The sequence below is a fragment of the Rugamonas rivuli genome (genome assembly GCF_009380165.1).
GTDB classification, from domain to species: Bacteria; Pseudomonadota; Gammaproteobacteria; order Burkholderiales; family Burkholderiaceae_D; genus Rugamonas; species Rugamonas rivuli.
Genome location: NZ_WHUF01000006.1, coordinates 405,426 through 417,612, shown reverse-complemented (window position 1 = coordinate 417,612; position 12,187 = coordinate 405,426). Strand labels below are relative to the sequence as shown.

Annotated in this window: 13 protein-coding genes; 10 read left to right on the top strand and 3 right to left on the bottom strand. The window is 66.3% G+C overall.

The genetic code is table 11. The features are described from left to right. Positions 1-23 precede the first annotated feature (23 nt). Entirely contained in the window at positions 24-794 is a 771-nt protein-coding gene (locus GEV01_RS23395) for a hypothetical protein (protein WP_152807889.1), read from the bottom strand. A gap of 193 nt (positions 795-987) precedes the next feature. Between GEV01_RS23395 and GEV01_RS23390 the strand changes: the two genes are divergently transcribed. Further along, entirely contained in the window at positions 988-1,644 is a 657-nt protein-coding gene (locus GEV01_RS23390; protein WP_008444217.1) for a pyridoxamine 5'-phosphate oxidase family protein, read from the top strand. Positions 1,645-1,658: 14 nt separating this feature from the next. Here the strand turns inward: GEV01_RS23390 and GEV01_RS23385 are convergent, their stop codons facing one another. Continuing rightward, a complete protein-coding gene (locus GEV01_RS23385; protein ID WP_235914533.1) occupies positions 1,659-2,597 on the bottom strand; it encodes a LysR family transcriptional regulator in 939 nt (312 codons plus the stop codon). 62 nt (positions 2,598-2,659) lie between these two features. On the opposite strand from GEV01_RS23385, the gene GEV01_RS23380 reads away from it, so the two are divergent. Further along, positions 2,660-3,553, top strand: coding sequence for an NmrA family NAD(P)-binding protein (locus GEV01_RS23380; protein WP_152807887.1), 894 nt, complete (start codon positions 2,660-2,662; stop codon positions 3,551-3,553). A gap of 47 nt (positions 3,554-3,600) precedes the next feature. Then, positions 3,601-4,620 (top strand): alpha/beta hydrolase, encoded by a 1,020-nt coding sequence (locus GEV01_RS23375; protein ID WP_152807886.1) that lies wholly within the window; start codon positions 3,601-3,603, stop codon positions 4,618-4,620. Here the strand turns inward: GEV01_RS23375 and GEV01_RS23370 are convergent. Next, positions 4,606-5,568: a LysR substrate-binding domain-containing protein gene (locus GEV01_RS23370; RefSeq protein WP_152807885.1), complete on the bottom strand. Its 963-nt coding sequence runs from the start codon at positions 5,566-5,568 to the stop codon at positions 4,606-4,608. The two genes, GEV01_RS23375 and GEV01_RS23370, sit on opposite strands and share 15 nt — an antisense overlap. Positions 5,569-5,750: 182 nt before the next feature. Here GEV01_RS23370 and GEV01_RS23365 point away from each other — a divergent pair, with 182 nt between their 5' ends. The 7 genes from GEV01_RS23365 (at position 5,751) to GEV01_RS23335 (ending at position 12,184) form a co-directional block, all read left to right on the top strand. Next, positions 5,751-6,233 carry a nuclear transport factor 2 family protein gene (locus GEV01_RS23365; protein WP_152807884.1) on the top strand — a complete coding sequence of 161 codons (483 nt, stop codon included), beginning with the start codon at positions 5,751-5,753 and terminating at the stop codon, positions 6,231-6,233. A 9-nt stretch (positions 6,234-6,242) separates the two neighbouring features. Continuing rightward, the gene (locus tag GEV01_RS23360; RefSeq protein WP_152807883.1) at positions 6,243-7,190 is read left to right on the top strand and encodes a catalase family peroxidase; all 948 of its coding nucleotides are present in this window, start codon (positions 6,243-6,245) and stop codon (positions 7,188-7,190) included. Between the two features lie 62 nt (positions 7,191-7,252). Continuing rightward, positions 7,253-8,008, top strand: coding sequence for an alpha/beta fold hydrolase (locus GEV01_RS23355; protein WP_152807882.1), 756 nt, complete (start codon positions 7,253-7,255; stop codon positions 8,006-8,008). A gap of 17 nt (positions 8,009-8,025) precedes the next feature. Further along, entirely contained in the window at positions 8,026-8,625 is a 600-nt protein-coding gene (gene wrbA / locus GEV01_RS23350) for an NAD(P)H:quinone oxidoreductase (protein ID WP_152807881.1), read from the top strand. Positions 8,626-8,646: 21 nt separating this feature from the next. Continuing rightward, the gene (locus GEV01_RS23345) at positions 8,647-10,170 is read left to right on the top strand and encodes a GMC family oxidoreductase (protein WP_152807880.1); all 1,524 of its coding nucleotides are present in this window, start codon (positions 8,647-8,649) and stop codon (positions 10,168-10,170) included. A 17-nt stretch (positions 10,171-10,187) separates the two neighbouring features. Next, positions 10,188-11,645, top strand: a complete 1,458-nt coding sequence (locus GEV01_RS23340) for an aldehyde dehydrogenase family protein (RefSeq protein WP_152807879.1) — start codon at positions 10,188-10,190, stop codon at positions 11,643-11,645. Beyond that, a complete protein-coding gene (locus GEV01_RS23335) occupies positions 11,642-12,184 on the top strand; it encodes an antibiotic biosynthesis monooxygenase (RefSeq protein WP_152807878.1) in 543 nt (180 codons plus the stop codon). Before GEV01_RS23340 ends, GEV01_RS23335 begins: the two co-directional genes overlap by 4 nt. Positions 12,185-12,187 lie beyond the last annotated feature (3 nt).

The following is a 12,187-nucleotide window of genomic DNA, read 5'->3' as shown; positions in this document are numbered from 1 at the left end:
GCCGCGCATCGGCACGGCGCCGGCTACTTGGCCAGCAACGGCGCCATCGCGGCCTTGACGGCATCGCGCAGCAGGCAGTTGATCAGATCGACTTTCTCGGCGCTGGCCATGGTGTCCCAGATCTCCATGCCACTGGCCTCGCTAGACGGGCGGACCACGATCGATGACTGGTTCGATTTGACTTCGCCCACCGGCGCCAGCGTGCGGGCGTCCAGCAGCCGCGCCTTGACGTAGGCAAAAGGGCCCAGCATGCCGCGCGATGAGATCGACGACTCGGTACCGCGCAACAGCGTGGTGTCGTCGATGTAGAAACCGAGCCCCTCCAGCTGGCCGGTACCGGTCGAGCCGTTGGTCAGTTTGAAGTACGCGTTGTCGCGCTGCTTCGTCACCAGCACCAGGTGGCTCACGCCGCGGTCCTTGAGCAGATCGAGCAGGTAATCGCGATTGGCCTGGTTGGCCTCGGGCCGTTCGAACATCGCGTTCTGCGCCTTGTACAGCTCCGCGTCCTGGGTCGTCATCAGCACGATTTTCGCGCCGGGCTGGAGCTGCCCGATCGACGCATTGGCCGCCAGCAGCACGGTGGTATCGAAAACCTGGTCGGGGATATCGAGCACGTGGTGGGTTTCCCCCGGCGCGCGCACGCCCACCGAGGCGCGCACGGTGTCGACGTGGATCGCGTTGCCGATCAAGGACAGCACGGCGTAGCTGCGCGCATCGGCTTGCGCCCGGGCCGGCGCAAAATGGAACAGCATTCCGGCAAATGCGGCGACGAGTATCCTGGCATTGACATTCATATGGCTTCCACGGCGTTGGTGATCGAGTCGCCGCGAACGCGCGGCGCCCCCAGTCTACAGGGTGGCGCACGGCAGAAATGCACAGATAATCACATCGGCTGCTCGCTGGCCCTATCAAAATTAATATTTCTGGACCTGTTGCAGGAGCCATGCAGCGACTATATTTCGGCCTCAACCTTTTTGGATGGAGATCATGACCGAACCAGCAAACCACGCCGCACCGAGCGAACGCACCCGCGTCCGCCGCATTCCGACCAACGCGCACTACGACACCGCCACGCTGCACGCGATCATCGATGACGCCTATCTGTGCCACATCGCCTTCGCCGACGAGAAGGGAGCGCACTGCATCCCGACCGCCTGCTGGCGCGAGGGTAATCACTTGTACATCCACGGCTCCAACGGCAGCCGCATGCTCAAGCGTTTGACGGAGAGCGAGACCTGCGTGACCATCACGCACCTCGACGGCCTGGTGATGGCGCGTTCCGCGTTCAATCATTCGATGAACTACCGGTCAGCGATGATCTACGGGCGGTTCGAAGTGGTGGCTGACGAAGCCGAGCGGCGCGGCACGATGGCGGCGTTCATGGAGAAGCTGGTGCCGGGCCGCCAAGCGGAGATCCGTCCGGGTTCGGACAAGGAATTCGCGGCCACCACGGTGATGCGCATCGCGCTGGACGAAGCGGCCTGCAAGGTGCGCTCCGGCCCGCCGGAGGACGACGAGGAAGACATGAGCTGGCCGGTGTGGACGGGCGTGCTGCCGTTCGAGCGCGTGGCGATGAAACCTGTCGTCGATCCGCAATGCACCCAGCCAGCGCCAGCGTATGTGGTGGGCTGGCAGAAGTGGTGACGGGAGACTAGCAGCTACCCGGCCGTATTGAACGCCGCGACAGCGTCGACCAGCTGCTGCCGAACCCAGACATGGGCAGGGTCGCGATGAAAGCGTTCGTGCCAGATCATCGCTGGCGACAAGGGCGCGACCTGTAGCGGCAAATCCAGCAGCGCGAGCGGCAGCCTTTCCGCAAGCAAGCGCGCCAGGCGGCTGGGCAGCGTGAGTATCATGTCGCTGTCCGCCACCAGCATCGCACCGGCAAGAAAATGGGGCACTCGCAGCGCGACGTGGCGAGTGAGCCCCTGCGCAGACAGCGCAACATCAACCGCACTCTCTCCCACTCCGGAAATGGTCACGGCAATGTGGCGCAAGCTCACATAACGCTCCAGACCAAGCCCCTCTGCCACAACGGGATGACCGGACCTCACCACGCACACCAGGCTGTCGGTATAAAGACTGCGCCGATGCAAACTGCCTGGCAGCGCATCAAAAATGCCCAGCGCCAGATCCGCGCCGCCCTGCTCGATCAGCCGCACATTGTCCCCGACCGGTTGCGCGATATGCAGACTGAGCGCAGGCGCATGGCGCTCGAAGCGCGCCATCAACCCGGCAAGGACCATCAGGCTCAGGTGATCGTGCGCGGCGATCGTGATGCGCCCCGTCGCAGACGCGGGATCGAAGACGGCAGGCGAAACGATGCCCCGCGCATCGTCCAGCAGCTTGGCCACCGGACCTGCCAGCGCTTCACCGCGCGGCGTCAGTTCCAGACCGAGCTTGCCGCGCACCACCAGGCGATCGCCCAGCATCGTGCGCAGCCGCCCCAGCGCGCGACTGGCGGCCGGTTGGCTCAAGCCCAGGCGGAGGCCCGCCTGCGTGACGCTACGCTCCCGAACGAGCGCTTCGAACAGCTTCAACAGATTGAGGTCGACTGTAGACAAATCCACTTGGTGCATGTTGACTATGACTTTCATGCCATTTATGTATGTCGAGCGATCATGCACCATTCAGGCTCATCTGAATAGGAGATTTCTGTATGACTGCTTACTTCCCCCTCCCTTACGTAGTATTCGGCGTGACCGGCCGCACCGGCGCCGCTGCCGCCGATGCGCTGCTGCGCGCAGGCCAGGCTGTGTGCGTCGTGGTGCGCGACCCGGCCCAAGGCCAACCGTGGGCCGAACGCGGCGCAGAGGTCGCCGTGGCCGACCTGACCGACCTGGCCTCGATGACCAAGGCGTTCAGCCAGGTCCAGGGCGCCTACGTCGTCAGCCCGCAGCAGTACACCCGTGAAGACCTGTTCGAGATCGCAGACGTGATAGCAGATACCACGGCGCGCGCTGCGGTGGCGGCGAACGTGCCCAGGCTGGTGGCCCTCTCCTCGGTCGGCGCCGACCGTGATAGCGGAACAGGATGGATAGGGATGAACCGCAGCTTCGAACAGCGCCTGGGCGCAACCGGTATCCCCACCACCTTCCTGCGCGCAGCCTACTTCATGGAGAACTGGATGCCGATGGTCGGACACGCCATGCGCAGCGGCACGCTGCCGACGTTTCTGGCGCCGGCACAGCGTGCGATCCCGATGGTGGCGACGGTAGATGTCGGCAGCGCCGCAGCGGCCTTGCTGCAAGAAGAAAGAACAGGGACCAGCATCGTCACACTCTCGGGGCCCAAGGACTACGCCCCGAACAATGTCGCCGCCGTTATTTCAGCCGCGCTCCGGAAGCCTGTCGACGTGGCGGTGCTGCCGGAAGCCGAATGGCCCAACGCTCTGGCGGATGCCCATTTTTCAAAAGCCGCTCTTGCCGGCTTCACCGAAATGACGCGCAGCCTCAATGACTCGCATATCGACATCAAGAGCGATCCCAACGCGGTCGAATGGGCTGGCACGACGACGCTCGAACAAGTCTTTCACCGCTTGACTCTGACGTAACGTGATACCCAAAACTTGGTGCACTCATCACCAAGGAAAGGGACATCATGCGTAAGCTTCAACAGATAGCCAAGGCCGCCGCGGCGGCCGGTGCACTCAGCCTGTCAATCCTCGCGCCGGCTGCCGGCGCGGCCTCGCTGCGCGAACAGGACGACATCGTCACCGTCGCCGGCGTGGAAATCGTCTGCCGCCTCACCTTCCCGTCCGGGCCTGCGCGGGGCGCGGTGCTTTTGCTGCCGGGCTCACTCTTCAGCGACGTGGACGGCAACTACCCGTCCATGCAGCTCAAGCCCCACCTGTACGCCGACCTCGCAGCGCAGCTGGGCGAGCGTGGCTTCGCCGTGCTGCGCATGGCGAAGATCGGCCCGGGCACCGGCTCGCGCACCGTGGACGCGCAAGCCGCCGCCCGCCACGCCGACTTCGCGACCCGCACCGAAGCCGCCGCCGCCGGCCTGGCCTTGCTGCACAAGGCCGCGCCGGCCCGTCCTCTCATCGTGGCCGGTCACAGCGAAGGCGCACTGGTGGCCTCCCTGCTGGCCAGCGGCGCCGACGCGAAGGCCATCGACGGCGTGGTCATGCTGTCCGGCCCTGCCCTGCCCATCCTCAGCCTGCTGCGCGACCAGGTGGCCGCGATGGCGCCGCCGGGAGCCAGCTCCGATATGACTATGTTCGACCGCACCATCGCCGCCATCCGCGCCGGCGAGCCTTTGCCTGCGGGCGCGCAGGCCGATCCGCAAACGGCGATGCTGGCGACCATGCCAGCATTCAGCCTGGCCTACCTGCGCAGCACCGACCGCTTCGACCCCGTGGCCGAACTGGCGCGCGTGCGCCAGCCGGTGCTGATCGTGCAGGGCGGGCGCGATGGCTCGGTGCCGCCGGCGCACGCGGCCCGTCTGCACGAGGGACGGCGCAATCTGCCGACGGAACTGGCCCGCTTCCCGGAGCTGAACCACTTCTACAAAGTCACGCCGCCCGACATGCCGCCGATGCAATCGATGGCGCTCGACACCACCAGCGATCCGGCAGTCGCGGAGCGCATCGTCCGCTGGGCGTCAGGGCTGCGGTGAGGACGGGCCGATCTGGCAAGCCGCGCCACCGGCCGGGCCGCGGAACGGATCGTCAAGCAGCATGAAACGCTCGGCCAGAAAATCCACCAGCAAGCGCGTGGCCGGCAGCATGCCGCGCCGGGTCGGCATCACCGCGTAGATCACTTCGGTCTTCGGCGCCCAGCCGGGCAAGACCTCGATCAGCTGCCGCTGCGCCAGGTCGTCGTGCACCTGCGCGCTCGGCAGCTGCACGATGCCGACCCCGCGCAGCGCGGCCAGGCGCAGCATGCGCATATCGTTGACCGCCAGGCGCGGGCGGTGCCGCACCGTGCTGCTCGCGCCACTCTGGTGATGCAGCGTCCAGCTGTAGTCGCGCTGCACCTTGCCGTGATGCGCGCTGGGGAAGCGCGCCAGATCCTCCGGCGTTGTCGGCGCGCCCAGGCGCTGCAACAGCTCCGGGCTGGCCACCAGCCGCTGTACGCGCTGCGACAGCTCGCGTGAAATCAAATCCGAATCCTCGAACGGTGGCACGCGCACGCGCAGCGCGATGTCCACGCCTTCCGCCACCACGTCCACGCTGCGGTTGCTGGCCTCCAGCTGCACTTCCACGCGCGGGTACTGCAGCATGAACTGCACGATCATCAGGCCGACGCACTCCTCCAGCAAGGCGATCGGGCAGGTCAGGCGCAGCAGGCCGGCTGGCTCGTTGCTGCTCATCGCCACCGACTCCTCTGCGGCGGCGGCGGCAGACAGCATGGCGCGGCAATGCGTGTAGTAGTTCTGGCCCACCTCGGTCGCCTTGAAGCTGCGCGTGTTACGCACGATCAGGCGCACGCCCAGCCGCTCTTCCAGCAGCGCGATACGACGGCTCAGGCTTGATTTGGGTATGCCCAGCGCCCGCGCCGTGGGGTTGAAGCCGCCGTGGTCGATCACCATCACAAAGTATTGAAGGTCGTTCAGGTCAAGCATAAGCGAGGGAAGTTGTTAAGAAGAGTTATCAAAAAAACGGGCGGGACTATAGCACGCAGGCAGCGGCTGCACTGTTCCACGCATGGGAAGGAGCTGACAGTTTCCACGGACTACCGACACTTGTCTATACAAATCTAGAATGAGCTCGCTTTTCCCTACCACCCACCGCAAGGAGCTTCACCATGACCGCCCCACTGTCGACCATCGACCGCTTCGAAATCTTCGAACAGCTCCATCTGCACCAGCGCTACATCGACAACGACGCCAGCCGCGCCTCCGCCGAGCTGTACGCGTCGCTGTACTGGCCGGAAGCGCGCTTCACCGTGAACGACATCCGCCAGAACGTGTTCGACGGGCCGGCCGGCATGAAGCAGCTCTACGACTACGCCCACAGCGTGTTCCCGATGCAGCGCATGCGCCACTCGCTGGGCACCTTCGTGATCCGGGGTGCGGGCGACGCCGCCACCGTCGAATGGAACTGGGTCGTCACCTGGCGCGAAGGCGGCGAAGGCTTCCTGTCGACCGGCACCTACTTCGACAAGTTCGAAAAACGCGGCGGCGTCTGGAAATGCGTGGACCGCATCTCCCACGTCGATCCGAACTGGCCGGCCGAGAAGTTCCAGCCCTGGGTGGACCGCCAGGACCAGACCTTCAAGGCATCCTGAGGCAGCGCCATGAGCGACCAACACGCAAGCGGTGACGCCTTGCTGGAAGGCCTGCTGGCTGCGCTGCAAGCCACCTTCGGCCGCCACCCCGGGCAGCGCGCCACGCATGCGAAAGGCATCGTGGCCAGCGGCTCCTTCATCGCCAGCAGCGCAGCCGGGCGCTTGAGCCGCGCAGCGCATCTGCAGGGACAGTCGGTGCCGGTCACGCTAAGGTTCAGTAATTTCAGCGGCGTGCCGCAGACGCCGGACGGCGATCCCATGGCCAGCCCGCGTGGCCTGGGTATCCGCTTCCATCTGGAGGGCGGCGCGGAGACGGACATCGTGGCCCATTCCTTCGACGGCTTCCCGGTGGGGACGCCGCAGCAGTTCCTCGAATTCCTGCAAGCGATTGCGGCCTCGGTCTCCGAAACCGCACCCGATGCCGCGCCGCTGGAGCGCTTCCTCGCGGCCCACGACAGTGCGCGCCACTACCTGGAAACGCCGAAGCCGGCGCCGCGCAGCTATGCATCGCTGCCCTATTTCGGCGTCAATGCCTTCCTGCTGGCCGCCGCCGACGGCGCGCTGACCATGGGCCGCTACCGCATCGATCCGATGCTGGCCCGTGCCTTCGTGCCGGACCACGAATTGCCGGCGCTGGCCGACGGCTATCTGGCCGACGAACTGGCAACGCGGCTGGCGCAAGGGCCGGTCTCCATGCGGCTGAAGTTCCAGCTGGCCGGCCCTGGGGACAACAGCGCCGACGGCTCCATCGCCTGGCCGCACAGCGGGCCGGATGCGCGCGCCGAGATTGACCTCGGCGAATTGCGAATCACGGCGCTGGCCGACGACCAGGTCCAGGCCGCGCGCGACCTGGCGCTGGACCCGGGCCAATTGATCGATGGACTGATGCTGTCCGACGATCCCATGGTCCCGGTGCGCAGCGCGGTCTACCGCCTGGCCGCAAGCCGCAGACGTTAAGCAGTTACCGAAGCACTACCCACCACAACCACCACAGTCACCATCACATCAGGAGAACAAACATGCTGCGTAAAGCAATCGCCACGGCCGTACTGGCCACTTCCGCACTGGGCGCACAAGCCCAGACCTCCGCTGCACCTACCTCGGTCGTACTGGTGCACGGCGCCTTCGCCGACGGCTCCGACTGGGCGCAAGTGATCCCGCTGCTGCAAGCCAAAGGCCTGCACGTACAAGCGGTGCAGAACAGCCTCGATTCGCTGGCCGGCGACGCCGCAGCAACCCGCCGCTCCATCGACGCCGCGCCGGGCAAAGTGATCCTGGTCGGCCACTCGTGGGGCGGCAGCGTCATCACCGAAGCCGGCACCCACGCCAAAGTAGCGGCGCTGGTGTATGTCGCCGCTTTCGCGCCGGGCAGCGGCCAAAGCACCGGCGAATTGGGCAAGGACTACCCGCCATCGCAAGGCCAGCGCGAATTCGTCAAGGACGCGCACGACTACCTGTCGCTGACGGCCAAGGGCATGAGCACCGCCTTCGCACAAGACCTGCCGGCCGACGTCACCAAAGTGATGGCCGCCACCCAAGGCGCGATCCAGGCCAAGGCTTTCGAAGACCGCATCAGCACCGCCGCCTGGACCACCAAGCCGTCGTTCTACATCGTCAGTGAGCAGGACCGCATGATCCCGCCCGAGCTGCAACGCGTGCTGGCCAGCCGCATCAAGGCCAAGACCACCAGCCTGCAAGCCAGCCACGTCGCGCACCGCTCGCACCCGGCCGAGGTGGCGCAGGTGATCCTGCAAGCGGCCGGCATCTCCCAATAACTGACACAGGAATTTTCATGGCCAAGGTTTTGGTACTTTACTACTCGTCCTACGGACATCTCGAACAGATGGCGCATGCCATCGCCGAAGGCGCCAGTGCGGCCGGCGCCACGGTCGATGTCAAGCGCGTGCCGGAAACGGTGCCGGTGGAAGTGGCGCAGCGCGGCCACTTCAAACTGGACCAGATCGCACCGGTGGCCACCGCCGCCGAGCTGGAACACTACGACGCCATCATCATCGGCACGCCCACCCGCTACGGCCGCATGGCGTCGCAGATGGCGGCCTTCCTCGACCAGACCGGCGGCATGTGGGCGCGCGGCGCCTTCACGGGCAAGGTCGGCGCAGCCTTCACCTCCACCGGCACCCAGCATGGCGGCCATGAGCAGACGCTGTTCTCCGTGATCACCAACCTGCTGCACTTCGGTATGGTCATCGTCGGCATGCCGTACACGCACGCAGGCCAATCCACGTCGGCGGAAATCGTCGGCGGCTCGCCGTACGGCGCCGGCACCATCGCCGGCAACGACGGCTCGCGCCAGCCCAGCGCCATCGACCTGGCCGGCGCCCGCCACCAGGGCGAAGTCGTCGCCCAGACCGCCGCCAAACTGTTCGGCTAACCACAGACCTCCACCACAGCCATGACTTCCCTCTCTTCCCTAAAAGTTTTGAACGACATCGTCGACATCCTGGTGGTCGGCGGCGGCTCGGCCGGCGCCGTGCTGGCCTCGCGCCTGAGCGAACGCCCCGACCGCAGCGTGCTGCTGCTGGAAGCCGGCCCGGCCCACGCGGCATGGGACTACCCCGCAGTCATCAGCAGCAGCGACCGGCTAGGCGGCGACCAGGATCACGAATGGGGCTACAAGACCGAGCCAGGCTACATCCGCCATCCGGTCGGCGCCCTGCGCGGCAAAGTCCTGGGCGGCAGCTCCGGCATCAACGGCGCCGTCGCCATCCGCGCCCGCGCCAGCGACTTCCAGAACTGGAACCTGCCCGGCTGGTCCTATGACGATCTGCTGCCATCCTTCAAACGGCTGGAAGACAGCGACGGCGGCGCCACCGACCTGCACGGCCAGGGCGGCCCGCTGCCGGTGCGCCAGCTGACGCGTGCGGACACCACGCCGATGCAGCAAGCCTTCACCGACGCGGCCCTCGCCGCCGGCTACGCGGCCGTCTCCGATTTCGACGGCGCGGACCCGCACGGCGTTGGTCCGTACCGCATGAACGTCGTCAACGGCGTGCGCGTCAACACCGGCATGGCTTACCTTGGCAACAGCGTGCGCGCCCGCGCCAACCTGCGCGTGCAGGGTGGCGTCACGGTCGACCGCGTACTGTTCGACGGCACGCAAGCGGTCGGCGTGCGCCTGGCAGATGGTCAGGTCATCAAAGCGAAGCAAGTGGTGCTCAGCGCCGGCACCTACGGCAGCGCGGCCATCCTGCTGCGCTCCGGCGTCGGTCCCGCGAAAGAACTGGAAGCCCTGGACATTCCGTCGGTGGCCGACCTGCCGGTGGGCCAGCGCCTGAAGGACCACCCGTTCTACTACAACGCCTACGCCGCCAAGCCGGAAACCATCGGCGCACAGTCGCCCGCCATCGGCGCCAAGCTGTGGACCCGCAGCAGCCTGGCCAAGCCTGGCGAGCTGGATCTGCACATCACCGCCACCCACCTGTTCCCGCATGAATTCAGCCCCACCAAAGTGGGCTTCGTGCTGGCGGTGGCGCTGACGCTGCCGCAATCGGTAGGCAAGTTCCGCATCACCACGCGCGATCCGCTGGCCGCACCATCTATCGACCTGAACTTCCTGGCCGACGCGGGCGACCGCGCGCGCCTGCTGGAAGGCGTGAAGCTGGCGCGCAAGCTGGGCCAGACCGCTCCGCTGTCCGCGCTGGTGCACAGCGAGCTGGCGCCGGGCGCGGATGCCCAGGATGACAGCGCCATCGAACGCTCCATGCTCGGCACGCTGGACACCTATCACCATCCGACATCCACCGTGCCGATGGGCCTCGATGGCGATCCACATGCGGTGCTGGACCTCGAATGCCGCGTGCGCGGCGTGACCGGCCTGCGCGTGGTGGACGCTTCGATTTTCCCGGACACCGTGTCGGTCGCCACCAACATCACCACCATCGCGATCGCCGAACACGCGGCCGCGCGTTTCTTCTGACCTCACCGAGAACGATCATGAACAAACCTGAACACAACACGCTGGCCCGTCACTGGATCAACGGCGAATGGCTAAGCTCCGACGATATCCGCGAGTCGTACAACCCCGCCACCGGCGGCGTGATCGGCACCTACGCCGACGGCGGCGCACACGAAGCGGCGCTGGCCATCACGGCAGCCCGCCAGGCTTTCGAACAGAGCGCCTGGGCGGAGGACGCGATCCTGCGCGCCCGCGTGCTGGAAGAACTGGCGGCATCCTTCGAACGCCACCGCGAAACGCTGATCGAACTGCTGGCAACGGAGAACGGCAAGATCAAGCCGGAAGCCGGCTTTGAAGTCGACATGGTGCCGTCCAAGCTGCGCTTCGCGGGCGCGCTGGCGCGCACCGAATTGGGCCGCAGCGGTTCGCCGCGCCCCAACGCGGTCTCCGTGCTGCTGCGCGAGCCGGTCGGCGTGGCCGGCATAATGGTGCCGTGGAATTCACCGGTGATTCTGATGGTACGCTCGCTGGCGCCTGCGCTGGCGGCGGGCACCACGGTGGTCATCAAGATGCCGAGCCAGACGGCGCAGGTCAACGCGCTGGTGGCGCGCATCATGTCGGAAGCGCCATCGCTGCCGCGTGGCGTGATCAATATGTTCACCGAGTCCGGCGCGGAAGGCGCCAAGCTGATGGTGGCGTCGCCGGACGTTCCCGTCATCAGCTTCACCGGTTCCACCCGCACCGGCCAGGCCATATCGGCCGTGGGCGCGCAGCAGCTCAAGCGCTTCGGCCTGGAACTGGGCGGCAAGACGCCGCACCTGCTGTTCGACGATGCCGATCTGGATGCGGCGCTGCCGGTAATCGAGAAATCGCTGACCGTGTTCGCTGGCCAGTTCTGCATGACCAGTTCGCGCTTGCTGGTGCACCGCGACATCGCGCAACAGGTGCGCGAGCGTCTCGCGGCACGGCTGGAGGCGGTGCGTGTCGGCCCTGCCGCCGATGCGGACAGCGACATGGGCCCGCTGATCGACAAGGCCAACGTGGCGCGCGTCGATGCGGTGGTGAACCGTGCCATCGCTGCCGGCGCCAAGGTACTGCTGCGCGGCGGCCCTGTCAACGAAGGCCCGCTTGCCGCCGGCGCCTTCTACCGCCCTACGCTGCTGGAAGTCTGCGACGCCAAGCTGCCTATCGTGCAGGAGGAAACCTTCGGCCCGGTGATGACGCTGCAGGTGTTCGACAGCGAGCAGGAAGCCCTGGCGCTGGCCAACGACAGCGAGTACGGCCTGGCCGCAGCCATCTGGACGCGCGACACCAAACGCTCGTTGCGCGTGGCCCGCAAGATCAAGGCTGGCACGATCTGGATCAACGACTGGGCGCAGGTGTTCGATGAGTTCGAGGAAGGCGGCTACAAGCAGTCGGGTCAGGGGCGACTGAACGGCATGACGTCGATCGACGACTTCCTGGAGTCCAAGCACATCGCCTTCACCAACCTATGAGCCAGGGCGCGGCAGACCAGGCCGCGCTGCTGGTGCAGCACGCGGTGGCGCCGGCGGCCAGGACGCAGTACGAAGCCTGGGTCGCCAACGTCACCCTGGAATGCCAACGCTACACTGGCTTCCAGGGTGTCGCGGTGATGCGGCCGAAGGGCCGCGATACGACCTACACTTTGCTGGTGCATTTCGACACCCACGCGCAGTTGCAGGACTGGGTGGGATCGGAACGGCGCCGCCAACTGGTGGAGGAGCTTCGGCCGCTGCTGCTGCGCGAGGAGCGCGTACGGGCGGGCATGGGATTGTGGTTCACGCCAGCCTATACCGGCCCGCAAGCGAAACCGTATAAACAGTTTCTCTTGACGCTGTCGGCCATCTATCCGCTGACCCAAATGGTTCCGGCCGTCCTGCGCATGCTGACCGGCAGCTGGGGCCTGCCATCGGCCTTGGTGCAGCTGTCCGCGTCCGCGCTGACCGTGTGGCTGATGGTGTATGTGATCATGCCGCGTTACGTCAAGGCGGTTTCCAGCTGGCTCACACGCTAGGCA